Below are 26,224 nucleotides of genomic sequence, written 5' to 3' on the forward strand. Positions count from 1 at the left end.
TCGGCCACCGCGGCCACCGCGATGAACACCCGATGAACACCGCCGCCAGRCCGATCAGCGAGTGCATCGCCGCGACCAGCTCGGGCATCTTGGTCATCTCGACTTTCTTCGCCACGTAGGCGCCGATGCCGCCGCCCACCACCAGCGCGCCGAAGATCAGGCCGAGGCTGGTGCCGATGGAGCTCTGCGCCGTGCCGGCGGCCAGGAACTCGTTCTTCAGCTTGACGATCAGCGCCAGCGTCGTCACCGCGGCAATCGCCATGCCGATCATGCCGAAGGCGTTGCCCCTGCGCGCCGTGGTCGGATGCGACAGTCCTTTCAGTGCCTGGATGAAGCAGACCGAGGCCCCCAGATAGAACAGGGTGACCGAATTCATCGAGAGTCCGTTCATCACGCGGCCTCCGCCAGCTTGTCGCCGATCGTCGCGGCGGCCTTCGGCTTTGCTTCGGTCCTGGGCGCCTTCTTCTTGAACATATCGAGCATGCGCTGCGTGACGAGAAAGCCGCCGAATACGTTGACGGCGGCCAGCGCCACCGCCAGCGTGCCCATCAGGCGGCCGGTCGTATCTTCCGTCAGCCCGGCCGCCAGCATGGCGCCGACGATGACGATGGCCGAGATGGCATTGGTCACGGCCATCAGCGGGGTGTGCAGGGCGGGCGTCACGGTCCAGACCACGTGGTAGCCGACGTAGATCGCCAGCACGAAGATGATCAGGTTGATCACGGTGTGGTTAATCATTTCCATTGAGGTCTCCTTAGCCGGCAAGCGCCGTTTCCTCTTGCGCGGTCATCAGGCAGGCGGCGACGATGTCGTCCTGTCTGTCGATCGCCACCCGGCCTTCCTTGTCGAGAATCAGCTTGAGGAAGTCGAGCACGTTGCGGGCGTACAGGGCCGAGGCGTCGGCCGCGACCATCGAGGCCAGGTTGGTATGCCCGACAAGGATGACGCCGTGGCGCTCGACCACTTCGTCCGCCACGGTCAGCGGGCAGTTGCCGCCCTGCGCCGCGGCCAGGTCGACCACCACCGAGCCGGGCTTCATCTGCCGGACGGTGGCTTCATGCAGCAGCGTCGGCGCCTTGCGCCCGGGGATCAGGGCCGTCGTGATGACGATATCGGCCTGGATGGCGCGCTGGTGGACCAGTTCGGCCTGCCGCTTCATCCAGTCCGGCGGCATCGGACGGGCATAGCCGCCCGCGCCCTGCGCGATCTCGCGTTCTTCATCGGTGAGGAAAGGCACGTCGAGGAACTTGCCGCCGAGCGATTCGATCTGTTCCTTCACGGCGGGACGCACGTCGGAGGCTTCGATCACGGCGCCCAGGCGCTTGGCCGTGGCGATGGCTTGCAGGCCCGCAACGCCGGCGCCGAGGATCAGCACGCGTGCGGCCTTGACAGTGCCGGCGGCAGTCATCAGCATCGGCATGAAGCGCTGGTAGTGGTGCGCGGCCACCAGCACGGCCTTGTAGCCGGCGATGTTGGCCTGCGAGGAGAGCACGTCCATGCTCTGCGCCCGCGTGGTGCGCGGCGCGGCTTCCAGCGCGAAGGCGGTGATGCCGGCAGCCGCCATGCGCGCCTTGTTTTCCGCGTCGAAGGGATTCAGCATGCCGACGACAACGGTGCCGGGCATGATCGCGCCCAGTTCCGCCGGCCCGGGGGCGCAGACCTTCAGTACGAGTCCGGCGCCAAGCGCCTCGGCGGCGGTGCCGATGCGGGCGCCGACAGCCTCATAGGCGGCATCGGGCAGGCTCGCGCGCGTGCCGGCACCACTTTGCACGATGACCTGATGGCCTTGTGCGACATATTTCTTGACGGTTTCCGGTGTCGCGGCAACACGTGCCTCTCCCGGCCGGATCTCAGTCGGGATCCCTATCTGCATTGGATGTCTCCGGTGGTCCCGGGCGCGCCTCTCGTCGATCTGGGCGCGCCGTGGGTCAGGGGCGGGGGGTGCCGCGCGGCGTGCCCGGCACGGTCATGCCCGGGTGATCAGCGGGGGGCCTCCCCCTCCAGCGTCACGCGGTTCAGCACGCGCTCGGCGTTGCCGTAGTCGTGCACGGCGTAGTGCATCGTGCAGCGGTTGTCCCACATCACTACGTCGCCCTCCTGCCACATATGGCGGTAGACGTTGTCCGGGGTGGTGGAATGCTCGTACAGGAAGTCGAGTAGCGGGCGGCTCTCGGCCTCGGTTATGCCCTCGATGCGCAAGGCGGTATCGGGGTGGCCGACGTACAGTGCCTTGCGGCCGGTCTCGGGATGGGTGCGCACGATCGGGTGCACGGCGGTCGGTACCTTGTCGGATCCGGTCATCCTGGCCAGGCGGGCGCCGCTGAATGTCGCGCGCAGGCCCTCGATCAGGCGCTGCATGGTGGGCGACAGGCGGTCGTACGACAGGTACTGGTTGCACGACATCGTGTCGCCGCCGACAGGGATCACGATCCCCGACAGGATGGAGATCTTGGGCGGCACCGGCGTGTAGATCGAGTCGGAGTGCCAGGCCTCGGTCGAGGCGGTCTCCTTGGGTATCTTCGTGACCTGGGCCAGTTCCGGGAATTCGTTGAGGCCCTTGAGCAGCGGGTTGCCCTGCACCGGCGTACCCCACAGGCGGGCGAAGGCGACTTGTGCCGCCGGCTGCAGGAACTGGCCACGGAACACCAGCATGCCATGCTCGAKGAAGGCCTGGTGCAGAACCTGGAAGGCTGCATCGTTGATCGGGTCGTTCAGATTCACACCCGTGACGGCGGCGCCGACCGAGCCGGTCAGCGGCCTGATTTCGATACTCATCGTGGTCTCCTGTAATCGTGTGATTTGTCGTTGGTGCGCGGTCAGTCGACGGTCAGCACGATCTTGCCGACGTGCTGGTCCTGCTTCATGTAGGCGTGCGCAGCGTGGATATCGGTGAGGGCGAACGTGCGGTCGATCGGCAGTCGCACCCGGCCGGCGCGCAGCAGGGGCAGCATGTCGCGTGCGCAGGCCTGGATGCACTCGAGCCGTTCCTGCTMCGAGCGCGTGCGGAACGTCACACCGATCAGGTGCAGGCGCTTGAGCCATAGCTGGGCCAGGTCGATCTGCGCCGTGGCCGAGCCGAGGCGGGCKATATTGACCAGCCGGCCCTTGATCGCCAGGCACTTGATGTTGTCCTCGAACACCGGGCCGCCGACCGTATCGATGATGATGTCCACGCCGCGGTTGTCGGTGGCGCGCATCACGGCCTCGACCTGGTCGTCGCGCGACGAGTCGATGCCGACATCCACGCCGTACTGCATGATCTTGTCGAGCTTGGCGGCCGAGCGGGATTGCGCGATCACCGGCCGCGCTCCCATCAGGGAAGCGATCTGGATGGCGGCCATCGCCACGCCGCCCGAGGCGCCGTTTACCAGCACCGACTCGCCGGCCTTGAGCCCGCCGTTGACCACCAGGGCGTCGTGGGCGGTGATGAAGACGTTCGGGAACGCGGCCGCGTCGACCCATGACATGCCATCCGGCACGGGCATCAGCGCCATCGGGTTGGCCACCACGTACTCCGCCTGGCAGGCGCGGCCATGGCCCATCACGCGATCCCCGCGGCGCCAGCCGGTCACGCCTTCGCCCACCACCGCCACTTCGCCCGCGAATTCGACGCCCGCGGTGATGGTGTTGCCGGTGCGCAGTTCGCGCGCCTGATTGATCTCGCCGCGGTTCAGGCCCGCGGCATGGACCCGCACCACGATCTGTCCCGGGCCGGCATCCGGCGCCGKAATGTCCTGCACTTCGACCCGGCCGCCCTCGGCGCCGGGTATCACGCGAATTGCTTTCAAGACTGACTCCCTTTGTGTTGAACGTTCATGCCGCGTCGAGTGCCGCAGTGCGCAGCCGTGCCAGCAGGTCGAGCGCGCGTCTGGCGGCGTGTTCGCCGCCACCCACGTTGCCGCGCACGTAAGGCGGACGGATGTCCTCGATCTCGGCGAGCGCGTGCAGCGGCAGTTCGGCAGCGACGGCCAGCCGCCGGAACTCGTTGATGGTGAGCAGATAGGTGTGGAAGACATCCTGCTCGGGTCGACTGGTGCCAAGGCGATGCAGCAATACGTTCAGCCAGTGGGTGCCGGCCAGCATCGCCGCCTCGATCTTCATTTCGTAGTCGGCCTCCTTGCATTTGCCGAGGGATGCCTCGACGCGCCGAGCCAGCGCGATGTGCGCGTCAGTTTGCATGGCCGGCTCCCGGAACGCGCTTCGCCAGCAGGTCGATGCAGCAGCGAAGCGCCGTGTCGCATTCCCGTGCGATCGCCGCCGTGGGCGACATGCCTTCGCGCAGGCAGGGGTCGCGGTAGTGCTCGATGATTTCCATCTGGGCCATCATCCGCGCCACGTCGTCAGGTACCGGGGCCTCCACTTTTGGCCGTCCCACATGCAAGACGTCGCCCAGCGGGCCAAAGGCGTTGCGCATGCTGCCGTCCGGCTGGCACGCCTGATAGACGCCAGGCTGCGTGGGGAACATGTCGTCGTCCCGGGTCACGCCGGCCTGGTGCAGGGCGGCGTTGACCGCGTGCGTGCCAGCCGTCATGCCAGCCCAGAACCACAATTCGAAGTCCTCGAGCGGATCGAGCCGCTGGCGCAGGGCCATCAGCTTGCCGATCTTCTCCATATGGGACGCCACTCTCATCTCTGTCTCCTCTTCCGGTCGGCGCGAGTCGCCCGCCGTTGTGATGACAATAGACATAGCCGAGGCTTGTGTCAATAACTTCTATATAGGACTTGCATGGATTGAGTAGTGGTTTTCTCGGGGGTTGCCACGTAATTACTTGACACTACCCGGGTCCGTTCTCTACATTGCATCAAACACCTATACAGGAGTTAAGAAAGATGCCGCGAGCAATCGTGCTGAACCGGGCCGACAATGTGGCCACCCTGCTGGACGCAGGACGCGCCGGAGATACCTGCCGGCTGGAGGGAGAGATAGCGGGAGAACTGGTCCTGCTGCAGKACGTGCCGTTCGGGCACAAGGTCTGTGTTGCCGATACCGACGAAGGGGTCGGCATCCTGAAGTACGGCCAGCTCATCGGCCGGGCGAGCCGCGCGGTACGGGCCGGCGAACACATGCATGTTCACAACATCGAGTCGGCGCGCGCTCGCKGCGACCTGGAGAGGAGGTAATCCGATGGCAACGACCTTTCTTGGATACCCGCGCGAGAACGGCGCGGTTGGCGTGCGCAACTGGGTGGCGGTGATTTCCGTGATGKACAACTGCAATCCGGTCACGCGGACCATTGCGCATGCCGTGGGCGGTTGCATCCCCGTCACCACGCTGTTCGTGCGCGGCCAGTTCGGTGCCGACCTTGATTTCGCCTTCGAGTCGCTCGCCGGCCTCGGTCGCAATCCCAATATCGCGGCGGTACTGCTGGTGGGGCTCGAGGAGTCGTCGACGGAGCAAGTGGCGCGCCGTATCCGCGCCGCGGGCAAGCCGGTGKAAACCGTCCACCTGCAGCCGMTCGGCACGGTGCAGTGCATTGCCGACGGTACGCGCAAGGCGGCGAAGCTGTCGCTCGCCGCATCGCGCGCCCGCCGCGTGCCGTGCCCGGTGTCGTCGCTGGTGATCGGCGTGGAGTGCGGCGGCTCGGATACGACGTCGGGGCTGAGCTGCAACCCCGTGATCGGCCATCTGGCCGACATGGTGATCGCCGAGGGCGGCACGGTCATCATTTCCGAGACCTCGGAATTCATCGGCGCCGACCACCTGTTMGCMGAGCGCGCGGCCGACAGCCGGGTGCGCGAGGCCTTCGTCACCGCCGTGCGCAACATGGAAAACCTGGCCATCTCGCGCGGCGTGGACATGCGCRAGGACCAGCCGTCGCCCGACAACAAGCGCGGCGGCCTGACCACGGTCGAGGAAAAGGCCCTGGGCGCAATGGCCAAGGCCGGCAAGGGCCAGCTCGTCGGGGTGCTGGGCTACGGCGAGGCGCCGAAGAAGAAAGGCCTGCATTTCATGGACGCGCCGGCCGCGGCAGTGGAAAATCTGACTGCACTTGCCGCCGGCGGCTGCCAGCTCACCTTCTTCGGTACCGGAGTGGGCAATCCGATCGGCAGCATGGTAGCCCCGACGGTCAAGGTGTGCGGCAACGTGAATACGGTCGACACCATGGCCGACAATATCGATTTCGACGTGAGCGCGGTCCTGGAGCGCGGGGAGAAGATCCCCGACCTCGGCGACCAGCTGTTTGCCTATGCGATGGACGTCGCATCCGGCACGCGGCTGAGCAGCGAGGTGCTCGACATCCGGGAGACCGCGATCAGTCGGTTTGCACTGAGTCTCTGAGCGACCATGACAAAACTGAATACCGTCTCCGACGCGATCATCCGTTCCATTGAAACCGGCGCCCTGCGCGAGGGCGACCGCCTGCCGTCCGAKGGCGAGCTGGCGGCGCTGCACGGCGTGAGCGTGGGCACCATCCAGAAGGCGCTCATCCGGCTGACGCATTCGGGACTGATCACGCGTGAACAGCGACGGGGCACCTTCGTCTCGGGAGCACGCGTCGCGCCGGCGGACGTGCGCTACCTGCGCTTTCGCGACGAGGCGGGCAACGAGCTGGCCTCCTACGTCCACGCGCGCTCGGTCAAGCGGATCAAGCGCAAGGGGCCGTGGGCCGATTTCCTGGAAGGGGACGGCTATGTGCGGATCGAGCGCGTCATCAACGTGGGCGGGCGCTTCGATCTGTACAGCGAGTTCTGGCTGCGAGAGGAGGATTTCGCGCAACTGGGAGGGCTGGACCGGGAGGCGCTGGAAAAGAACCTGCGCGAGCTGATTGGCCAGCGGCTGTCCCTGCCGACGTTGCGCGTGGATCAGTGGATCCGCTTTGGCGCGCCGCCCGCGACGGTGGCGAGTGAACTCGGACTAGAGCCCGAGGCGCCTGTCTTCATCATGGAACTGCGCGGCTACACGCTGCGCGACCAGCCACTGTATTACCAGACGGTCTATGCCGGCCCGTTCGCCGAGCGTCTGATGATCGTGCGGGAGAAATCGTCATGAACACCCGATGGAGCCCTGCCGCGCTGGAGCGCTGGACGGCGGGCGTATTCGAAAGCTGCGGCATGCCGCCCGACCATGCGGTCGAGGCCGCCACCATGCTGGTGCGCACCGAGCTGCGCGGCTACAAGACGCACGGGATGACGCGCATCCCATCCTACGTCGACCGTCTGCGCGCAGGCGACTTCAACCCGCGCGCGGCCATGACGCATCGCAGCTTCCCGGGCGGCATCGTGCTGGACGCCGACGGTGCGATGGGGCAGGTCGCCGGCCCGCTCGCGGTGCGGCTCGGCCTGGAAGCGCTGGAGACGAGTGCATCGGTGCTGGTCGCGGTGCAGTCCTGCGGCCACCTGGGTGCACTGGGCATCCACGCGTTGCTGGCCGCCGAGGCGGGCGCCTTCTGCATGGTCGGACAGCGCACGCCGCCCCTGCTCGCACTGGAGGGCTTCAGCAAGGCAGGGATCGGCCACAACCCGATTGCCTTCGGCTGCCCCGTGCCCGGCGGCGCGCCAATAGTTTTCGACGTGGCATGCAGCGTGGCGGCACGCGGCCATATCCTGCTGGCCGCCCGMGAAGGCCGCCCGATCCCCGAGGGCTGGGCCGTGGACGCCAACGGCGTACCGACCTCCGACGCCGAGCGCGCGCTGGACGGCGCCCTGCTGCCGATGGGCGGGCACAAGGGCATCGGCATCGCCATGATGGTGGAGTGCCTGGCCGGCGCGCTGGCGGCCACCGCGCAATCGCTTGACCCTGCGCGCAACGACCTGAAGAGCGGCGGCGCCGTGGGCCGGCAGGGCGGGTTCGTCTGGCTGGTCAAGCCCGATGCATTCGCCGGCAAGGACCTGTTCGCCGACTACATGGCGCAATGGACCGGTACCTATCTTGCCGCCGGTGGCGCCGAAGCACGCCTGCCTGGCGCGCGCGGTGATGCGCTGGAGCATGAAGCCCGGGAAGGCGGCATCGCACTGCCGGCAGCGATCGCGCAGGACCTCAGCGCACTGGGCCGGCAGGTGGGCATCCMGTTCCCGGACTGACCTCCCGGACACACTTCCCGACATCCTTGACAGTCGATACCCGGAGCAGCCGGAGGACGCCGGCCGCCCATACACGAACCCGACCAACCTGAGCAGGCTGAATCCGACTATGAACGCCCCCATCCCCCCCGAAGCCGCACGGACGGCCATGGCAGCCGTCACCATCKACGACAAGTACGCCCTGGCGTCGGGTCGCGCCTTCATGACCGGCGTGCAGGCGCTGGTGCGCCTGCCGCTGCTCCAGCGCCGGCGCGACGCCATGGCGGGCCACAACACCGCCGCCTTCATCTCCGGCTATCGCGGCTCGCCCCTCGGCAGCTACGACCAGGCGCTGTGGCAGGCGAAGAAGCACCTCGCCGAGAACCACGTCGTCTTCAAGCCGGGCGTCAACGAGGAGCTCGGCGTGACGGCGGTATGGGGCTCGCAGCAGCTGGAGTTCGACGCGGCCAGCAAGAAGTACGACGGCGTCTTCGGCATCTGGTACGGCAAGGGCCCCGGGGTGGACCGCAGCGGCGACKCGCTCAAGCACGCCAACCTCGCCGGCACGGCGCCGCTGGGCGGCGTGATCGCGCTGGCCGGCGACGACCACGTTTCCAAGAGCAGCACGCTGGCGCACCAGAGCGACCACACCTTCATGGCGTGCGGCCTGCCGGTGTTCTTCCCGTCCAATGTGCAGGACATCCTCGACMTCGGCGTGCACGCCTTCGCCATGAGCCGTTTCAGCGGCCTGTGGGCCGGCATGAAGACGGTGCAGGAGGTGGTGGAGTCGGGCGCCTCGGTAGTGACCGACACGGACCGCGTGAGCATCGTGCTGCCCGAGGACTTCATCGCGCCGCAGGGCGGGCTGCACATCCGCTGGCCCGACGATCCGCTCGGCGCCGAAGCCCGCATGATGGAGTACAAGTGGCCGGCCGCGCTCGCCTACATCCGCGCCAACCGTCTGAACCGCAACGTCATCGAGGGGCCGCATGGGCGCCTGGGCATCATCGCCAGCGGCAAGGCCTACAGCGATACCCGGCAGGCACTGCTGGACCTTGGCCTGGATGACGGCACCTGCCGCGAGCTGGGCATTCGCGTGCACAAGGTCAGCGTGGTGTGGCCGCTGGAGCCGGGCAGCGTGCGCGACTTCGCGCACGGCCTGCGCGAGATCCTCGTGGTCGAGGAGAAGCGCCCGATCATCGAGCAGCAACTCAAGGACGAGCTGTATCACCAGAGCCCGGACCGCCGCCCCGCCGTCTTTGGCAAATACGGCCACAGCGAAGGAGCGGGCGGCGAGTGGAGCCACCGCAAGCCGGGCGACGACTGGCTGCTGCGCGCCAAGGCCGACCTGTCGCCGGCGCTGGTGGCGAAGGCCATCGCCCAGCGGCTCGCCCATCTCGGGGTGCCGGCCGACGTGCAGGCCCGCATGGACCTGCGCCTGCGGGAGATCGAGGCCAGGGAGCGCGCCACCGCACAGGGCGACAGCCGTCCCAGCGACCGCCTGCCGTGGTTCTGCCCGGGCTGCCCGCACAACACCAGCACCAAGGTGCCGGAAGGCTCCATCGCCATGGCCGGCATCGGCTGCCACGGCATGGTGACGTGGATGGACCGCTCGACCACCTCGTGGACCCAGATGGGCGGGGAAGGCGTGCCCTGGATGGGCCAGTCGGCCTTCACCACGCGCAAGCATATGTTCGCCAACCTGGGCGACGGCACGTACAACCACTCGGGCCTGCTCGCGGTGCGCCAGTCGATCAATGCCGGCGTCAACCTGACCTACAAGATCCTCTTCAACAGCGCCGTTGCCATKACCGGTGGCCAGCCCGTGGACGGCGGCCAGCTCGACGTGCCGGCCATGACGCGCGAACTCGCGTCGGAGGGCGCCCGCCAGATMGTCGTGGTGACCGACGAGCCCGGCAAGTATGCGGGAGTCGCCAACCTGGCCCCCGGCGTGACCATCCGCCACCGCGACGAACTCGACACCGTGCAGCGCGAGTTGCGCGAGATGGCCGGCGTCACCGTGAWCATCTACGACCAGGCTTGCGCCACGAAGAAGCGCCGCGAGCGCAAGCGCGGCACCATGCCCGACCCCGACAAGCGCGTGGTGATCAACGAACTGGTGTGCGAGGGTTGCGGCGACTGCTCGGTGCAGAGCAACTGCCTGGCGGTGCAGCCGGTGGAGACGGAGTTCGGCCGCAAGCGCAAGGTCAACCAGGACACCTGCAACAAGGACTTCTCCTGCGTGAAGGGCTTCTGCCCCAGTTTCGTCACAGTGGAGGGCGGCAAGCTGCGCAAGCCCGCCGCCGCTGGCAAGGCCCAGCCCGCGCAGGGCGGCGCGCTGCCGTATCCGGCGCTGCCGGACGTCAGCCGCCCGCGACGCATCCTGGTCGCCGGTATCGGCGGCACGGGCATCGTCACCATCGGCGGCGTGCTCGGCATGGCCGCGCACCTGGAGGGCAAGGGCGTGATCACGCAGGACGCCACCGGCATGGCACAGATGGGCGGCGCCACGTGGAGCCATATCCAGATCGCCGCGTCGCCCGACGCGCTGCACGCCAGCCGGGTCGACGTGGCCATGGCCGATCTCGTGATCGCCTGCGACGCGGTGGTCGGCACGAGCAAGGCAACGCTGGCGACGATGTCATCCGAGCGCACCTTCGTCGTGCTGAACAGCCACGTCACGCCGACGGCGGCCTTCGTGCAGAACCCGGACTGGGCGCCGCCGGGCGAGGAGGCGGCCGCGCGAATCACGCAAGTGGTGCGCGCGGACAGCTTCGCCACGCTCGACGCCGAACTGGTCGCCACGCAATTGCTTGGCCAGTCGATCTACGCCAACCTGCTGCTGCTCGGCTACGCATGGCAGAAGGGCAGGGTGCCGCTGTCGCACGAGGCCCTGATGCGCGCCATCGAGCTGAACGGCGTGCAGGTGCAGAGCAACAAGGCTGCGTTCGAGTGGGGCCGCCAGTGCGCGCATGACATGAGCAAAGTGCCGCTGCGCATGCCGGACACGCAGGTGATCCAGTTCACCCGCAAGCCGTCGCTGGCCGAACTGATCCGCAAGCACGCGGCGTTCCTGACGGCTTACCAGAATGCCGCCTACGCCGCGCAGTACGAGACCTTCATCGCCAGCGTCCAGGCGGTGGAAGGGCATGCCGGCGGCAATCGCCTTGCGGAGGCCGTGGCGCGCTCGCTGTTCAAGCTGATGGCCTATAAGGACGAATACGAGGTGGCGCGCCTGCACACGGACGCATCGTTCCGCCAGCAGATCGAAGGCATGTTCGAAGGCAAGGTGCGGATCGTGCACCACCTCGCGCCGCCGCTGTTCGCCAGGAAGAATGCCGACGGCGAGCCGGTCAAGACTGCGTATGGTCCCTGGATGCGGAGTGCATTCCACGTGCTGGCGAAACTCAAGGGTCTTCGCGGCACCGCGTTCGACCCCTTTGGCTACACCGCCGAACGCCGGGATGAGCGCGCCCTCATCGGTGAATACCGGGAGTGCATCGAGACGATCCTGGATTCGCTGAACAAGCAGAACCTGGACCTCGCGCTGGAGATCGCGCGGCTGCCCCAGGAGATCCGCGGCTATGGCCACGTCAAGGGCCGCAACCTCGCCGCCACGCGCGGCAAGTKGGCGCGGCTCATGGCGCAGTGGCGCAGCGGCGGCCGGCGTGCAGACGCGCCGAGCCAGTCGACGGTCGCCGCCTAGGCCGGAAACAAGCAGCAACCTCACATCCATCACAAGAGAACCGAGGAGACAGACATGAAGTTCGTGCTGCGTCACGCCGCAACCGCCCTCACTGCCGTTTCGCTCGCCCTCTGCGCCGCCGGCGCGTGGGCGCAGTCCGGGTATCCGAACCGGCCCATCCGCATCATCGTGCCGTGGCCGGCCGGCGGCGGGGTCGACACGGTCACCCGTACCGTCGCCGAGAAGATGTCGGCAAGCCTGGGCCAGCAGGTCATCGTCGACAACCGGCCCGGCGCCACCGGCAATATCGGGGCAGGGATGGGCGCGAAGGCGGCACCGGATGGCTATACCTTGCTCGTCGCCAGCGCGCCGATGATGATCAACGCGAGCCTGTACAGGAACCTGCCGTTCGACACCGGCAAGGACTTCGTGCCGCTTGGCCTGATGGCGAGCTCGCCCTACATGCTGGTGGTGAATCCCTCGACGGCAAAGTCCGTCAAGGATCTGGTGGCGCGGGCCAGGGCCGAGCCCGGCAGGATCAGCTACGCCTCGCCCGGCCCCGGTACCCAGCAGAACATCGTCGGGGAAGTCTTCAAGGGCATGGCGCATATCGACATCGTCCACGCGCCGTACAAGGGCGGCCCGCAAGCGCTGACCGACATGGTGGGCGGGCACATCCAGATGATGTTCCACGGGGTGCCCGCCGTGATGCCATTCGTCAGGTCGGGCCAGCTCAAGGGGGTGGCCGTGGCGACGAKCCAGCGCCTGGCGCTCTTCCCCGACGTGCCGACGATGGCGGAGGCGGGGTATCCCGGCATCGAGGCCAGCGAATGGTATGGCCTGGTGGCGCCGGCCGGCACGCCGAAGGACATTGTCGTCCTGCTGGGCAATGCGATCGACAAGGCACTGGGCGCGCCAGGCGTGCGCGAGCAGTTGAGCGGCAAGGGATACGAGCCGGCCACGAACAGCAATCCGGAGCAGTTCGGCGCGTTCATGGCCGCCGAGCAGAAGAAATGGGCGGTGGCGGTCAAGCAGTCGGGTTTCCGGCCTGAATAGCGAGCGCGGCAAGCATCAAGGGGACGCMGAACGAGACGTCCCGCCAATTTCAGCAGATCATGACAAGCGGCACGGCACGACAAATATCGCCGCGCCAGGAGACAAGCATGCCACTCGATCCCACCGCCATGGTGAATCCGGCACACACCCCCGCCCCGGGAGGTTCGCACGCCGAGCCGAAATCCAGGCCGATGTCGAAGGTTTCGGCCATTTMGGCCATCACGATTGGCGGCGCACTCGAACTGTATGACTCGGGGGTCTACAACTTCTTCGCCACGTTGATCATTCCGCTGTACTTCCCGGTCGACAATCCGCTCKGGCAACTGCTGCTGTCGTTCGGCACCTTTGGTGCCGGCTACCTGATGCGGCCGCTGGGCGGCCTCGTCATCGGTGCCTACGCCGACCGCCGGGGACGCAAGCCAGCCGTGCTGCTGTCGATGTGGCTGATGGCGCTCAGCGCGCTGATTCTCGTCGTGACCCCGCCCTATGCCCAGATCGGCGTGATCGCCCCGACGCTCATGATCATCGCGCGACTGGTGCAGGGCTTCGCGATCGGCGGGGAAATGGGGTCCGCCACGGCGATGCTGATGGAGTACGCGGACGAACGGTCGCGCGGCTTCTACACGAGCTGGCAGACCGCCAGTCAWGGCGTCGCCGCCGTCTTCGCCGCGCTCGTCGCGCTTGCGCTCAGCCATTCGCTGTCGCCAGCGTCGCTGGAGTMGTGGGGCTGGCGCGTGGCGTTCCTGATCGGCGTCCTGGTCATCCCGATCGGACAGATCATCCGCCGCAGGCTGGAGGAGACGCTGCCCCCGGCCGAGCGCAACAAGGCGGRGCGCGCCGTGGGTGGCTGGGCACTGATGCGCCAGCACTGGCGCGAACTCGTCGCCAGCATCCTGTTGATGATCGGCCTGGGCTCCGCCGTCCACCTGATCGCCTACTACCTGCCGAACTACGCGGCGATCCAGCTCAACATCCCGCGCGGCGATGCCGTCTGGGCAGGCTTCGTCGCCGCCGCCGTCATGGCGGTGTTCGGCCCGGTCGCGGGATGGATGACCGACCGCCTCGGCCGGCGCAGGATGGTGTGGTGGACGCGCCTGGCCCTGTTGGTGATGGCCTACCCGGCATTTGTCACCATCAACGCCTACCCGTCGCTGCCATGCCTGCTGGTGGTGGTCGGCCTGCTGGCGATCCCCATGGCCATGACGTCGCCCGCCACGCTGGTGCTGGTGAGCGAGGTGCTGCCGCAACGCCTGCGTGCCACGGGCATGTCGGTCACGTACTACCTGGCGATCGCCGTATTTGGCGGCTTTGCCCAGCTTTTCTCGACGCTGCTGATCCACCTGACCTCCAGCCCGAACGCTCCGGCGCTTTACCTGATCGGTTGCGGCCTGTTGTCGTTGCTGGGTCTGCGCATGGTGCCGGAGACGCTTGGAAAGCGGCTGGGGTAAGACGATGCATTCGATGATACTGCAACGCATTGGTCGCGCCATCGGCGCGATGGCGCTGGCGGCCAGCGCGGCCAGCGTGCTGGCGGCGGGTGCGTACCCAAGCCGTCCGATACGCATGATCGTGCCCTGGCCCGCGGGAGGCAGCGTGGATATTGCCACCCGCATCGTGACGGAGCAGGTCTCCGTCGGCCTGGGACAGCCGGTCATCGTCGAGAACAGGCCCGGTGCCGCCGGGAATATCGGCGCCCTTGCGGCGGCAAGGGCCGCGCCGGACGGATACACCTTGCTGATCGCCACCACGCCGATGATCATCAACCGGAGTCTCGACGACAGGTTGCCGTTCGACCTGGCCCGTGACTTCAGCCCCGTCAGCCTGCTCGTGACCCTGAACTATGTGCTGGTTGTGAATCCGTCCGTGGCCGGCTCGCTGCAGGAGCTGGTGAGCAAGGCCCGGGCGCAGCCTGGCCAKATCACTTATGCATCGTCGGGTCCGGGCACGCAACTCCATCTGATCGGCGAAGCGTTCAAGAAGCAGACGGGGGTCGACATCGTCCATGTCCCGTACAAAGGCGCGCCGCCGGCACTGGCGGATATGGTCGGCGGCCACGTCGCGATGATGTTCCCCGGATTTCCGGTGGTGGAGCCGCTGCTGAAGTCGGGCCAGCTCAAGGCGCTCGCCGTGGTGGGCAAGCACCGCTTGCCTACCCTGCCGGATGTCCCGACCCTGGACGAAGCGGGCGTGCCCGGCATCGATTCCATGGAATGGTATGGTGTCGTGGCGCCGGCGGGTACGCCCGGCGGCATCGTGACGCGGCTCAACGATGAAATCACCAAGGCCATGCGGAACGCGGGCGTCCGTCAGCGCCTGGCAAGCCGTGGCTTTGCGCCGGCCAGCGGTACGCCGCAGGCGTTTGGCGATCTGATACAGGCCGAGCAGAAGAAATGGCCCGCCGTGGTCCGTCAGGCCGGACTGCGCCGCGAGTAGCTGCGCGAGTCCGCCCGGGGCGAGAAGCATTATGATCGCATCGATGACGGTCACTCAATCGACACACTACAAGGAGGTCATCCAGCATGTTCACCKAATGCCCCACGGAAAGAAGCCAACTCATTGCCGACCGCGTCGAGCGCTTCGTGCGCGACGTCGTGATGCCCTATGAGCGCGATCCGCGCTGCGGCGATCATGGCCCATCGGATGATCTTGTCGCCGAAYTGCGCGACAAAGCGCGTGCCGCGGGGCTGATGACGCCCCATATCCTTGCCGATGGCTCGCACCTGACGCAGCGCGAGACCGCGGCCGTGCTCAAGCGCTCCGGCTTGTCGCCACTCGGCCCCGTCGCCGTGAATACCATGGCGCCGGACGAAGGCAACATGTTCCTGCTGGGTGAGGTGGCCACGGAAGCGCAGAAGGATCGGTTCCTGGCGCGGCTGGTCAGTGGCGAGGCCCGTTCGGCGTTCTTCATGACGGAGCCTGCGGAGGACGGCGGGGCGGGTTCGGATCCGTCGATGCTCCAGACCACGGCGGTCAGGGACGGCGACGACTGGGTGATACGCGGGCGCAAGAAGTTCATTACCGGCGCCGAAGGTGCAAGCGTGGGCATCATCATGGCGCGCACCGGGGATGCCGACCATGTCCAGGCCACGATGTTTCTGGTCGATCTGCCGCATCCGGCGATCCGCATCGAGCGCCTGATCGATACCATCGACAGTTCCATGCCGGGCGGTCACGCGCTGGTTGTGATCGACGACCTGCGCGTGCCGCAGGCCCATGTACTGGGCGAAGCGAACGAGGGCTTTCGCTATGCGCAGGTCCGCTTGTCACCGGCGCGGCTCTCGCATTGCATGCGTTGGTTCGGCGCCGCGGTTCGGGCCGACGAGATCGCGCGCGCGTACGCTGTCACGCGCAAGGCGTTCGGCAAGCTGCTGATCGACCACGAAGGGGTGGGCTTCATGCTGGCCGAGAACCTGATCGATCTGCAACAGGCCGCACTGATGATCGACTGGTGCGCCGGGGTGCTCGATGGAGGTGGCCTCGGTACCGCGGAGAGTTCGATGACCAAGGTTGGCGTCTCCGAGGCGCTGTTCCGCGTGTCGGATCGCTGCGTGCAGATTCTGGGCGGCATGGGCGTGTCGCKCGACACCGTCGTCGAACAGATCTTCCGTGAGATTCGCGGATTCCGCATCTACGACGGCCCGACCGAAGTTCACAAGTGGTCGCTGGCGAAGAAGATCAAGCGCGACACGCTAGGCGCGGCCCGGCAAGGGTAAGCGAGCGCGGTAACGGAGGGCCTGCGACACCGGGGAAGGGGCGCAGGTGGCAGCCCCACCGTGGGAAGCGCCTTGCAGGGTTATTTCACCATAGCCAAAGTCCAAGGCAAGGGCAGGATGCGCGCTCTTGAGGCGAGCCTGCCCCGGCCGGGACGGCTTGGCGCCAGGCGCCCGCCGCCGCTCTGCGTGGCGGCTCGCATTGAATACGCCGCCGGCTTCGTTCAATGTCMCGACGCCTCGACCGCGCCGATTCCGGTCTCGGAGCGAAGCTGCTGGGCTTCGAAACCAGCCTTGTCCATGCGCGCCCTGGCCGAGTTGTCGGTGACCGAGAAGAGCCAGATGCCGAGGAAGCCGATCGTCATCGAGAACAACGCCGGGGACGTGTAGGGAAATGGCGCGCTCTTGTAGTGCAGCACGTCGACCCAGACGGCCTGGGACAGGATGGTGAGGATCACCGCCGACAACAGTCCCAGGAAACCGCCAATCGTCGCGCCACGGGTGGTGCAGCCCTTCCACAGCACCGACATGAACAGCACGGGAAAGTTGGCCGAGGCCGCAACGGCGAAGGCAAGCGAAACCATGAACGCGATGTTTTGCTTCTCGAAGACAATGCCAAGGAACACCGCGACCAGGCCGAGGATCACGGTCGTGATACGCGATACGCGCAGTTCGACGGCGCTCGTTGCCTTGCCCTGCTTGAATACCGTCGCATAGAGATCGTGCGAAACGGCGGACGCACCGGCGAGGGTGAGACCGGCAACGACGGCCAGGATCGTCGCAAAGGCCACCGCGGAGATGAATCCGAGGAACACGCTTCCTCCGACGGCGCTGGCCAGGTGGACTGCCGCCATGTTCACGCCGCCAAGGAGCTTGCCACTCGTATCCTGGAAGGCCGGATTGGTTCCCACCAGCACGATCGCGCCGAAGCCGATGATGAAGGTCAGGATGTAGAAGTAGCCGATCCAGGTAGTGGCCCAGAACACCGACTTGCGCGCCTCCTTGGCATTGGGCACGGTGAAGAATCGCATCAGGATATGCGGCAGGCCGGCCGTGCCGAACATCAGGGCAATGCCGAACGAGATCGCCGAGATGGGATCCTTGATGAAATTGCCCGGACTCATGATGGAGTCCTTCTTGGCGTGGACTTCCACGGCCTTGGCAAACAGCGCTTCGGGGCTGAAGTGAAACTGGGCCAGCACCATGACGGCCATGAACGAAGCGCCGGCAAGCAGCAGGCAGGCCTTGATGATCTGTACCCACGTCGTGGCGGTCATGCCGCCAAACAGGACGTACACCATCATGAGCGCCCCCACGATGACCACGGCGATCCAGTACTCCAGCCCGAACAACAGCTTGATCAGCTGGCCGGCGCCTACCATCTGCGCGATCAGGTAGAACGCGACCACCACCAGCGTGCCCGATKCCGCAAACGCACGGATCGGCGCCTGTTTGAAGCGGTACGCCGCAACGTCGGCKAAGGTGAAGCGACCAAGGTTGCGCAGCCGCTCCGCCATCAGGAAGGTGATGACTGGCCAGCCGACGAGGAAGCCGATGGAATAGATCAGCCCGTCATAGCCATTGGTGTAGACGGCAGCCGAGATGCCGAGGAATGACGCCGCCGACATGAAGTCGCCCGCGATCGCCAGCCCGTTCTGGAAGCCGRTGATGCCGCCTCCGCCCGTATAGAATGCCGCTGCCGATTTCGTCTTGGTTGCCGCCCACTTGGTAATGAACAGCGTACCAATGACAAACACGACGAACATGCCGATGGCCGTCCAGTTGGTTGGCTGCCGGACCGCCTGCCCAAGGTCTCCACCCGCCGCAAGCGCGGCCGTCGACAGAAGCAGCGTTGCGCAAGCAAGGAGTGCGTGATGTGCTTTCATGCCACMTCCCGCTTGATCTGCTCTGTCAGTTCGTCGTACACGCCGTTGGCGTGGCGTACGTAGAATCCCGTGATGGCGACGGTAAAGACGATCACGAACAGGCCGATCGGCATGCCCCACGTCATCACGCCATTTCCTATCTTCGTGGCCAGGAGTTCCTTGTCGAAGGCAATCAGCAGGATGTATCCGTAGTAGATGACGAGCATGATGGCGGTCAACGACCATCCAAGCCGTGTTMACCTGTGGACAAGCTCGCGATATCGCGGATTTGCCTTCAGTCTCGTGACCAGATCTTCATTCATCCATGTCTCCTGCAGATTGTGTGCTTGCGCCGCCGGACGCCGCCGGACGCCGCCGGACGCCGCCGGACGCGATGGTCCGCGCCAGCGTGCGGCGCCGGCAGAGGCGTGCGCCGTAGCGTCGGCCGATGTCCATGCTGATAAGTTAAGGCCTGCCCCTTACCCGCTTCTTACAGGGGCGTGGATTTGCTCAAGGGGTAAACGCTTAGTCTGGGCGCGTAGTCTGGGCGTGTGAAGGGCTAAAGCGCCACTGCCAGGTTGCGGAMGTCATGGCGTGCAGGAATCGGCATACGGGTACGAATGCCGATCGCAGGTGCGGTCTGCAGCGTCTGCGGCGCCGCCATTGCGAAGCCTGGGGCGCCACGCAGATCGCTATTCTTCGAGTTCGCTTCGGATCAGGAGCACGGGCTTGTTGCTCTCGCAGACTACGCCTTGCGACACGCTGCCCATCACAAGGCGTTTGATCCCGCGCCGTCCATGTGTTCCCAGCACGATAAGGTCGGCGCCCCAGTAATCAGCCTCCCTCACGATCGATTCCGAGATCCGGCCCTGCGCGACTGGCTTTTCGAGAATCTTTGTCGAATGCGGTACGCCGGCCTCGGTCAGGCGATTCGCCACGGTCTCCAGGCACTTGTGTCCCATGGCCAGGATGCTCTCCATCAACCAGGAGGGGTACGAATTCTCGGCAAGGTAGAAGACATCGCTGTCGTCCACCACGAAGAGCGCCCGCACTTCGCTGCCCGTCGCCTTGGCGAGGATGATCGCCTGGCTTACTGCAAGGTCCGAGGAGCGGCTGCCGTCAACTCCAAGCAAGATCTTCCTGTACATGATGAACTCTCCTCGTGGTCGTTGCGAACTGGCCGTCCGCAGGAAAACGCTCTGTCACGAGAATAGATGCCGGTGCCTGCGCGCAACCCGGCGAACAGCACAAGCCATGATCTACATCAATACGACGCACGCGGGGGCGTACAGACTGGACGTATCCGAGGGAGGCGGGCAGCGTCTGCGGGCGCCTCCCGTTGCCCGATGACCGCGATGTCTTCACACGGAGAGCGATGATGTACAGCCAGATCCTGGTGGCAGTCGACGGCAGAGAGTCCGCCGAGCGGGCCCTGGCGGAAGCGGTCGGCTTGGCCGCAGCTTTGCGTTCGGAGCTTGCCGTGGTCCATGTGATCGATAACAGCTACCTCAGGTACGAGGCAGGCTATGTCGACCTCACCGACTTGCGTGCCACCCTGCTCGAAGGTGGGCAACTCCTTCTTGACGGCGCCAAGGCAAGGGCAGCGGCCCGGCAGGTGAAATGTACGACGGCAATGATCGACGAGCCGGGGGCGCTCTTCGATGTGGCTACGGCCATCAATCAGGCGGCGGAACAGATTGGCGCGGAGTTGATCGTCGCGGGCACGCACGGGCGCCGCGGCGTGCGGCGCCTGCTCATGGGTAGCGTAGCCGAGGGGCTGGTACGACAGTGCCGCCGGCCAGTGCTGCTAGTGCATGCCGCAATGTCCCCGGCGAGAGACACTGCGGAGCCGGTGCGATCGAAGCCGTAGGTGGCGCGCCGAGGGCCTGAGCCATTGTCAATGGCCGCGTCCTTGCATCGCCTGGACTGCTCGTAGCCGGCCTGGCTTTCCGGGGGATGTCATGGCTGACATCAACGCCCTGCCTGTGTTCCCAGGCTCGTGCCTGTGGCAGATGCCTGGCCGGCCCGCCTGGCGGCGATGAAATAGAGCAGGGCGCTGACCGCCGCCGCCGTGGTGCCGACAATGGAAAGGGCGATCGCCAGCCCGGACTTCGGATGGCCCAGCCACTCGTTGATGGAGCCTACGGCGAACGGTCCAAGCCCGCCACTGATGGCATTGGTCAGGAACACCAGCAGTGCCACCGCGCGACCGCGCATGCGATTGGKAATGGTGATCTGCAGCGGCACCGGCGCCAGTGCCATGACGATGCTGGCGGCATAGGCGCACAGGCCATACAGCGCGAGCGACAGCGACATCACCGGTGCGAGCGGCGCGGCACAGGCGACAGGCACCAGCAAGGTGGCCGCCGCGCAGGCGATGCGCAGCACCTTGCGCAGCGCATCGCGATCGTCCACCTTGCCCACGAAGAGGCTTGCGCTGACGACGCCCGCCATCCCGCCGATCATGTAGACCGGTCCGGTCATCTTGCCTACCTCGCTTGCGGACAACCCGAAGCTGCGGATCAGCAGGGTCGGGAACCAGGCGGCGTGGGAATAGAACAGCAGGATGAGGGCGACGTAGCCGAAGAAGTAGGGCAGGCAGAAGCGGTTGCGCACGAACAACTCGCGCAGGACCTCGCTGATCGGTGGCGCCGCCTCGGCGGGAGCGTGGGCGGTCGACAGCCCGCGCCGCGCCGGCTCGCGGATGGTCGCCAGCACCAGCGCAGCAAGCGCCAGGCCGGGTAGCCCGACCACGAAGAAGATCATCTGCCAGGGCTGCAGGCCTTGCGTCGTGAGCCAGCCGGCCATCGTGGGCTGGTCCATCCAGCCCAGCAACACGCCGCCGCCGAGCAAGGCCACGCCCCCGCCGACGTACGGCCCAAGCATGAACACGCTGCTGKCGCGCGTGACCTTTCKCGGCGGGAACATATCGCTGAAGATCGACAAGGCGGCGGGGCTGAGGGCGGCTTCGGCAATGGCCGTGCCGGCACGCCAGACCAGCAGTTCGCCAAAGCTGCTTGCCGTGCCGCACATGGCCGTGGAAATCGCCCAGATGGCGACGCAGGCAGCGCTCAGGCGTACCCGGTTCGAGCGGTCCACGAGCCGGGCCACGAACATCCCCGCGGTAGCGTAGCAAAGCGTGAATGTCGCACCCTGCAAGAGCCCGATCTGGGTGTCGCTGAGCAGTAGCGATGCCTTGAGCGGCTGGACAAGGATGCTGACGACCTGGCGGTCGATATAAGAAAAGGCGAAGCAGATAAAGAACATGAATACGATGTATCCATGTGAGAACGGGGTGCCGGCGTTCTCGATTCCCGGCTCTTCGGCGCGGGGCGCGCCGGCTTCCAGGGCCGGGGCGGTTTTGGGGGCGGACTGCATGAAGGTCTCCTCGAAGGGGCACGGGGCGGGCTGGCGGCTCCCCAATGAGAGGACGCCAATCTCCGCGTTGCCGTCGGAATGGGCTACAGCGTGATGGGGGATGCCAGCAGGGCGATGCAGTCGCCGGGTTCGACGCCGGCGAAGGTGCGGGCGCAGACCACCATGCCGGCGCCGCCGAAGTGGAGTTCGCGCGGCGGCTCCCACGGCGCGTACGGATCGAACAGCCGCCCGGCGAGATCGCCGGCCGCGACCTGCTGCCCCAACGTGAAGCAGGGTTCGAATACGCCGTGGCGTGGCGCGAACAGATAGTGCCGGGCCCCGTTCACCGCGATGAATTGCGTGTCGTGGCGCGGCGGCTGGCTGTCGTCGCGCGTCAGCCCGGCGACATGGAGCACACGGCGCAGGCCTTGCTCGACGATGGCCAGCCCTTCCACGTTGCAGCTGCCATAGCCGCCGAATTCGCCGCACAGGAACAAGGTGCCGTGGCGCTCTGCCGCCGCGCCGTAGGTTCGGTCTTCGCCGAGCAGGTCCATGACCATGGTGTGCGGCGCGGCGAAGGCCTTGACCAGTTTCAGGTACGCGATACGGCGTGCCGGATCGGACGGCAGCGCGGCCAGCACCGTGGGCATGTGGTTGAACGAAGCGCCGCCGGCGTGAAGGTCCAGCACCACGTCTGCCCGCGGGAAGAGCTCGCTGTCCGCGTAGTGCGCGATCATCGCGGTGATCGAGCCATTGCGGTCGCCGGGAAACATGCGGTTCAGGTTGCCGCGGTCGATCGGCGAGGTGCGCGAGCCGTTGATGAACGCCGGAAAGTTCAGCGCCGGTATGACGATCAGCCGGCCCTGGATCTGCATCGAAGGCATGCGCTGCAGCAGCTTCATCAACGCCACCGGGCCTTCGTATTCGTCGCCATGGTTGCCGCCGGTCAGCAGCACCGTGGGTCCCGTGCCCTGCTTGAGCACGGCGATCGGCGCGGGAATGTGGCCATAGGCAGAGCGGTCATGCGAATAGGGAATGCGCAGCACACCGGTCTGGAAGCCCTCGCGCTCGTAGTCGATCTCCGTTGAGATCAGTGTTTTCCTGGAATGGGTCTGGTCGTTCGATCGGCCTGGCATGCCTGTCTCCGGTGGGGGATCGGGCGCGGCCGGTTCGTGGGGATCGGCCGCGTCTGCATGCAATATTGCTGATCGAGCTGGTTGCCGACAAATGCCGTTTTTTGGCGGAGCTGATGCTTTCCGGGCATCACCCAGGCGCCGCCACGGTCTGCCTCATCGCTTCCACCGTCTGAATGAAGCGCGCAAGCGCCGGCTCGGGCGCATCGGCCTTGCAGGCGAAGACGAGCGGCATCGGGATGGAAAGATCCGTGAACGACGCAAAGTGGCAGAGCGCTGGCGGACGGCCGACGTTGGCCGAGTTGACGATGGCTGCGCCGATGCCGGCGCAGACGAGCGACAGCATGGCGGCCTCGGTCGAGACCTCCTGGACGACGTTGAGGGTGACGCCGCACGCCTGGCAAGCGCCGATCAGCCGGTCGTAGTAGACCGGATACACAGCGCGCGGGAACGTGACGAATGGCCAGTCGGCAATCTGGCGCAGCGCMACGCCTGGCGGGGATGCGTGAGTCGTGGACGTTTCCGGGGCGGGCAGCGCCCATGCGCGCGGCGCCGCCAGCAGCACGTTGTTCGTCGTCAGCGGCAGCGTGCCGAGCGATTCGGGGAGCGGCCCGTACTGGTACACGAAGCCGCCGTCGAGCGTGCCMGCGCGGATCTMGTCGAGCTGCTGTGGCGTGTTCATCGGGATCAGTTCGATGCGGACGTCGGGCACGTCTTCCTGGAAGCGCCGGAAGATATGCGGCACGATGCCGTCCCAGCCACTGTTCTCGACAAAGCCAAGCCGCAGGCGGCCCTGCATGCCGGCCGATATCCGCTGGGCACCGCGCGCCGCGACGTCGAGCTGGTTGAGCGCCGTGCGGGCATCGCGCAAGTACGCCTGGCCGGCCGAAGTCAGCCTGAGTCCGCGCGGCGTGCGCGCGAACAATGCGAAGCCAAGTTCTTCCTCCAGGTMATGGATCTGGCKGGAGATGGCGGGCTGCGTGACGTGGATGCGCTCCGCCGCCTCGCGAATGCTCTCATGCTCGGCCACCGCGATGAAATAGCGCAAATGTCGTAGTTCCACAATCTCACCCGTAGTTCGAGCCGGCCTGTCGACCGGCAATCCCCGGCAAACATGCCACAAAGTATCGCGCGCGAAAAGCCGGAAGCCCTGGTGTTCGCCTTGCCATGCCTTGCAGGGATCGGCGCCCGCACGACAATTGCGCGATCCTCGCCAGGCGAGTTGCCGATGCGTTCAGCGCCGTGCGCCTGCGGCACCCGGTGCGAGCCGCAGCACGAGGAAGTCGATGAACGCGCGCAACTTTGGCGGCTGTACGTGCCCGCGCGGAAACACGGCGTGCAGGTCCGGGCAACGCCCGAGCCAGCCAGGCAGTACCGGCACCACCAGGCCTTGCCCGACATGCCGCGCCATGATCAGGTCTGTTGCCATCATCAGGCCCGCGCCGTCGAACAGTGGCGCCTTGAGTGTCTCCGGATCGTCGGCCTCGATCACGGGGCGGATTGGGTAGTCGGTGAGCCCTTCGGCAGCGTCCTCGCGGCGCATTGGCCAGGCATGGCCGCTGGCGCGCCTGGCCACGCGCGTGGATAGCGCCATGTGCTCGCACAGTGCGTCCGGATGGGTGGGTTCGCCATGCTGCGCGAGATAGGCGGGGCTGGCGTAGATGCGGTTCGGGAAGGTGGCGAGTCGCCGTGCGGCCATCGATGAATCCGGCAGGTCGCCCATGCGCAGTGCCAGGTCGATTTCCTCGCCGACGAGATCGAGCGTGCGGTGGCTGAGCACCAGCTCGATGTTCACGTTCGGGTTTTCGCCGCGGAAATCTGCCAGCAGCGGGCCGAGCAGGGTGATCGCCAGCGAGTAGGATGCCGTGATGCGCAACGTGCCGCGCGGCGTGCCCTGCAACTGGCCTACCGCTGCATCGGCGTTTGCCAGCATGCCGGGAATGGCGCGGCAGGATTCGTAGTAGAGCGTGCCGGCCTCCGTCAGGCCGAGGCGGCGTGTGGTCCGGTGCAAGAGTTGCACCCCAAGCCGCTGCTCGAGTTCGCGCAGCTTGCGGCTGACCGTGGTCTTGGGCAGGAGCAACTCGGCTGCGGCGGCGGTGAAACTCCCCGCTTCCACGACCTTGAGGAAGACCAGCGTGTCATTCATGTCGGGAGGCATGGACGTCTCGGTTCGCGCACGGCGCCAGGTCAATGATCGATGCCGCCAATTATGCCGATTATGCCAATGGTGGCACAATTATTCCCAAGAAAGACAGCTTATCGCGGCAGAGCGCGATCGCTATTGTTCCGTTTATCGCTGATTCAGCACCAGTACGGCACCTGATAAGGGGCCAGTGCGCAACCCGGACCGATACCGATCATGAATTTCCCCCGCTTCCTGCTTCTTGCCACCGCATCCATGACCGTCCTTGCCGCCAGTCCGGCAAACGCCGGTGCGACAGATTCGCCGGACACATCGTCCAGCCCTGGATGGGCGGCGCACCAGGCCCCCGGTTTCTACCGCTTTGCGCTGGGGGCGTTTCGCGTCACGGTGCTGTCGGATGGCACCGCGCCGCGCGACGTGTCGAAGATCATKAGCAAGCCGCAAGCCGTGCGCGAGGCGTTCGCGGCCGCCCACCAGGCATTGCCGGTGGAGATCTCCGTCAACTGCTTCCTGGTCGACACCGGCGAGCGTCGCATTCTCGTCGATACCGGCGCGGGCGAGCTGTTCGGGCCGCTGACCGGCCACCTMGTCGAGAACCTCCGTGCTGCCGGCTACCAGCCCGGCGATATCGACGACATCCTGCTGACGCATATCCACGGCGACCACTCCGGCGGCCTCAGTATCGGCGGGCAGCGGGTGTTCCCGCATGCAGTGGTGCACGTGGACCAGCGCGATCCGGCCTTGTGGCTCAGCCCCGAAGCCGAGGCCAGGGCGCCGGCGGCGGCCCGCACCACCTTCCGGCAGTCGCACCAGACTGTCGACCCGTATGTGGTGGCGGGCAAGCTGCGCACCTTCGACGGTGCCACCGAACTGTTCCCCGGCGTGCGCTCGGTACCGCTATACGGCCACACGCCGGGCATGAACGGCTACTTCATCGAGAGCCGGGGTCAGCGGCTGCTGCTCTGGGGAGACGTCATCCACGCCAGCGAGGCGCAGTTCGGCGATCCGGGCATCACCATCGAGTACGACGTCGCTCCTGCCGCCGCGGCGGCCACGCGGCAGCGCATCCTTGCCGACGCGGCCCGGCAAGGCTATCTGGTGGGAGGCGCCCATATGGCATTCCCCGGGCTGGGTCATGTACAGGCCGGGCAGGCCGGTTTTCGCTGGGTGCCCGCTCCCGATGGCCTGAAACGCAAGGAGTAACGCAGGAATGATCCGCGCAAGGGCTGGCAGGATGTCGTCGAGGCCTGCGGGATAGTCGCTCTGGTGACTGC

25 protein-coding genes are annotated in these 26,224 nt (G+C 66.5%); 11 read left to right on the top strand and 14 right to left on the bottom strand.

Annotated features, from left to right (window positions below; genetic code table 11):
* The 7 genes from AC1DKV_RS31250 to AC1DKV_RS31280 form a co-directional block, all read right to left on the bottom strand.
* A partial coding sequence (locus AC1DKV_RS31250) for an NAD(P)(+) transhydrogenase (Re/Si-specific) subunit beta (RefSeq protein WP_477138801.1) occupies positions 1-391 on the bottom strand: 391 nt, incomplete at its 3' end.
* Positions 391-744 (bottom strand): NAD(P) transhydrogenase subunit alpha part 2, encoded by a 354-nt coding sequence (locus AC1DKV_RS31255; protein WP_441650188.1) that lies wholly within the window; start codon positions 742-744, stop codon positions 391-393. The genes AC1DKV_RS31255 and AC1DKV_RS31250, both read right to left, overlap by 1 nt.
* Positions 745-754: 10 nt before the next feature.
* The gene (locus tag AC1DKV_RS31260) at positions 755-1,873 is read right to left on the bottom strand and encodes a Re/Si-specific NAD(P)(+) transhydrogenase subunit alpha (protein ID WP_441622909.1); all 1,119 of its coding nucleotides are present in this window, start codon (positions 1,871-1,873) and stop codon (positions 755-757) included.
* Positions 1,874-1,980: 107 nt separating this feature from the next.
* The gene (locus AC1DKV_RS31265; protein ID WP_477138802.1) at positions 1,981-2,775 is read right to left on the bottom strand and encodes a TauD/TfdA dioxygenase family protein; all 795 of its coding nucleotides are present in this window, start codon (positions 2,773-2,775) and stop codon (positions 1,981-1,983) included.
* A 41-nt stretch (positions 2,776-2,816) separates the two neighbouring features.
* Positions 2,817-3,788, bottom strand: coding sequence for a zinc-binding dehydrogenase (locus tag AC1DKV_RS31270; protein ID WP_477138803.1), 972 nt, complete (start codon positions 3,786-3,788; stop codon positions 2,817-2,819).
* 25 nt (positions 3,789-3,813) lie between these two features.
* Positions 3,814-4,179 carry a hypothetical protein gene (locus AC1DKV_RS31275; RefSeq protein ID WP_441622915.1) on the bottom strand — a complete coding sequence of 122 codons (366 nt, stop codon included), beginning with the start codon at positions 4,177-4,179 and terminating at the stop codon, positions 3,814-3,816.
* A complete protein-coding gene (locus AC1DKV_RS31280) occupies positions 4,169-4,630 on the bottom strand; it encodes a hypothetical protein (RefSeq protein ID WP_441622916.1) in 462 nt (153 codons plus the stop codon). Before AC1DKV_RS31280 ends, AC1DKV_RS31275 begins: the two co-directional genes overlap by 11 nt.
* 200 nt (positions 4,631-4,830) lie before the next feature.
* Between AC1DKV_RS31280 and AC1DKV_RS31285 the strand changes: the two genes are divergently transcribed.
* From AC1DKV_RS31285 to AC1DKV_RS31325, 9 genes are all read left to right on the top strand, one after another.
* On the top strand, positions 4,831-5,121 hold the full coding sequence (locus AC1DKV_RS31285) for a UxaA family hydrolase (protein WP_477138804.1): 291 nt from the start codon (positions 4,831-4,833) through the stop codon (positions 5,119-5,121).
* A gap of 4 nt (positions 5,122-5,125) precedes the next feature.
* Entirely contained in the window at positions 5,126-6,280 is a 1,155-nt protein-coding gene (locus AC1DKV_RS31290) for a UxaA family hydrolase (protein WP_477138805.1), read from the top strand.
* A 6-nt stretch (positions 6,281-6,286) separates the two neighbouring features.
* Entirely contained in the window at positions 6,287-6,991 is a 705-nt protein-coding gene (locus AC1DKV_RS31295) for a GntR family transcriptional regulator (protein ID WP_477138806.1), read from the top strand.
* On the top strand, positions 6,988-8,022 hold the full coding sequence (locus tag AC1DKV_RS31300; protein WP_477138807.1) for an Ldh family oxidoreductase: 1,035 nt from the start codon (positions 6,988-6,990) through the stop codon (positions 8,020-8,022). The genes AC1DKV_RS31295 and AC1DKV_RS31300 overlap by 4 nt, the downstream gene beginning before the upstream one ends.
* Before the next feature lie 109 nt (positions 8,023-8,131).
* Positions 8,132-11,707: an indolepyruvate ferredoxin oxidoreductase family protein gene (locus AC1DKV_RS31305; RefSeq protein WP_477138808.1), complete on the top strand. Its 3,576-nt coding sequence runs from the start codon at positions 8,132-8,134 to the stop codon at positions 11,705-11,707.
* A 54-nt stretch (positions 11,708-11,761) separates the two neighbouring features.
* Positions 11,762-12,742: a tripartite tricarboxylate transporter substrate binding protein gene (locus tag AC1DKV_RS31310; protein WP_477138809.1), complete on the top strand. Its 981-nt coding sequence runs from the start codon at positions 11,762-11,764 to the stop codon at positions 12,740-12,742.
* Between the two features lie 107 nt (positions 12,743-12,849).
* Complete coding sequence (locus tag AC1DKV_RS31315; RefSeq protein ID WP_477138810.1) at positions 12,850-14,190, top strand: MFS transporter; 1,341 nt, start codon at positions 12,850-12,852, stop codon at positions 14,188-14,190.
* A 13-nt stretch (positions 14,191-14,203) separates the two neighbouring features.
* Positions 14,204-15,175: a tripartite tricarboxylate transporter substrate binding protein gene (locus tag AC1DKV_RS31320; RefSeq protein ID WP_477138811.1), complete on the top strand. Its 972-nt coding sequence runs from the start codon at positions 14,204-14,206 to the stop codon at positions 15,173-15,175.
* Positions 15,176-15,261: 86 nt separating this feature from the next.
* The gene (locus tag AC1DKV_RS31325) at positions 15,262-16,455 is read left to right on the top strand and encodes an acyl-CoA dehydrogenase family protein (RefSeq protein ID WP_477138812.1); all 1,194 of its coding nucleotides are present in this window, start codon (positions 15,262-15,264) and stop codon (positions 16,453-16,455) included.
* Between the two features lie 221 nt (positions 16,456-16,676).
* Here AC1DKV_RS31325 and AC1DKV_RS31330 read toward each other — a convergent pair whose 3' ends face one another.
* From AC1DKV_RS31330 to AC1DKV_RS31340, 3 genes are all read right to left on the bottom strand, one after another.
* Positions 16,677-18,338 (bottom strand): cation acetate symporter, encoded by a 1,662-nt coding sequence (locus AC1DKV_RS31330; RefSeq protein WP_477138813.1) that lies wholly within the window; start codon positions 18,336-18,338, stop codon positions 16,677-16,679.
* Positions 18,335-18,640, bottom strand: coding sequence for a DUF485 domain-containing protein (locus AC1DKV_RS31335; protein ID WP_477138814.1), 306 nt, complete (start codon positions 18,638-18,640; stop codon positions 18,335-18,337). The genes AC1DKV_RS31330 and AC1DKV_RS31335 overlap by 4 nt, the downstream gene beginning before the upstream one ends.
* Before the next feature lie 369 nt (positions 18,641-19,009).
* Positions 19,010-19,465, bottom strand: coding sequence for a universal stress protein (locus tag AC1DKV_RS31340; protein WP_441622940.1), 456 nt, complete (start codon positions 19,463-19,465; stop codon positions 19,010-19,012).
* A gap of 227 nt (positions 19,466-19,692) precedes the next feature.
* Between AC1DKV_RS31340 and AC1DKV_RS31345 the strand changes: the two genes are divergently transcribed.
* Positions 19,693-20,187 carry a universal stress protein gene (locus AC1DKV_RS31345; protein ID WP_477138815.1) on the top strand — a complete coding sequence of 165 codons (495 nt, stop codon included), beginning with the start codon at positions 19,693-19,695 and terminating at the stop codon, positions 20,185-20,187.
* Positions 20,188-20,288: 101 nt separating this feature from the next.
* On the opposite strand, the gene AC1DKV_RS31350 is transcribed toward AC1DKV_RS31345, so the two are convergent.
* The 4 genes from AC1DKV_RS31350 to AC1DKV_RS31365 form a co-directional block, all read right to left on the bottom strand.
* Positions 20,289-21,695: an MFS transporter gene (locus AC1DKV_RS31350; protein WP_477138816.1), complete on the bottom strand. Its 1,407-nt coding sequence runs from the start codon at positions 21,693-21,695 to the stop codon at positions 20,289-20,291.
* Between the two features lie 83 nt (positions 21,696-21,778).
* Complete coding sequence (locus AC1DKV_RS31355; protein ID WP_477138817.1) at positions 21,779-22,810, bottom strand: succinylglutamate desuccinylase/aspartoacylase family protein; 1,032 nt, start codon at positions 22,808-22,810, stop codon at positions 21,779-21,781.
* A gap of 127 nt (positions 22,811-22,937) precedes the next feature.
* Entirely contained in the window at positions 22,938-23,870 is a 933-nt protein-coding gene (locus AC1DKV_RS31360) for a LysR family transcriptional regulator (protein WP_477138818.1), read from the bottom strand.
* Positions 23,871-24,041: 171 nt separating this feature from the next.
* Entirely contained in the window at positions 24,042-24,965 is a 924-nt protein-coding gene (locus AC1DKV_RS31365; RefSeq protein ID WP_441622950.1) for a LysR family transcriptional regulator, read from the bottom strand.
* 201 nt (positions 24,966-25,166) lie between these two features.
* Here AC1DKV_RS31365 and AC1DKV_RS31370 point away from each other — a divergent pair, with 201 nt between their 5' ends.
* Positions 25,167-26,153, top strand: a complete 987-nt coding sequence (locus AC1DKV_RS31370) for an MBL fold metallo-hydrolase (RefSeq protein ID WP_477138819.1) — start codon at positions 25,167-25,169, stop codon at positions 26,151-26,153.
* The last annotated feature ends 71 nt before the right edge of the window (positions 26,154-26,224 follow it).

The sequence above is a fragment of the Cupriavidus sp. 05T41 genome (genome assembly GCF_056396525.1).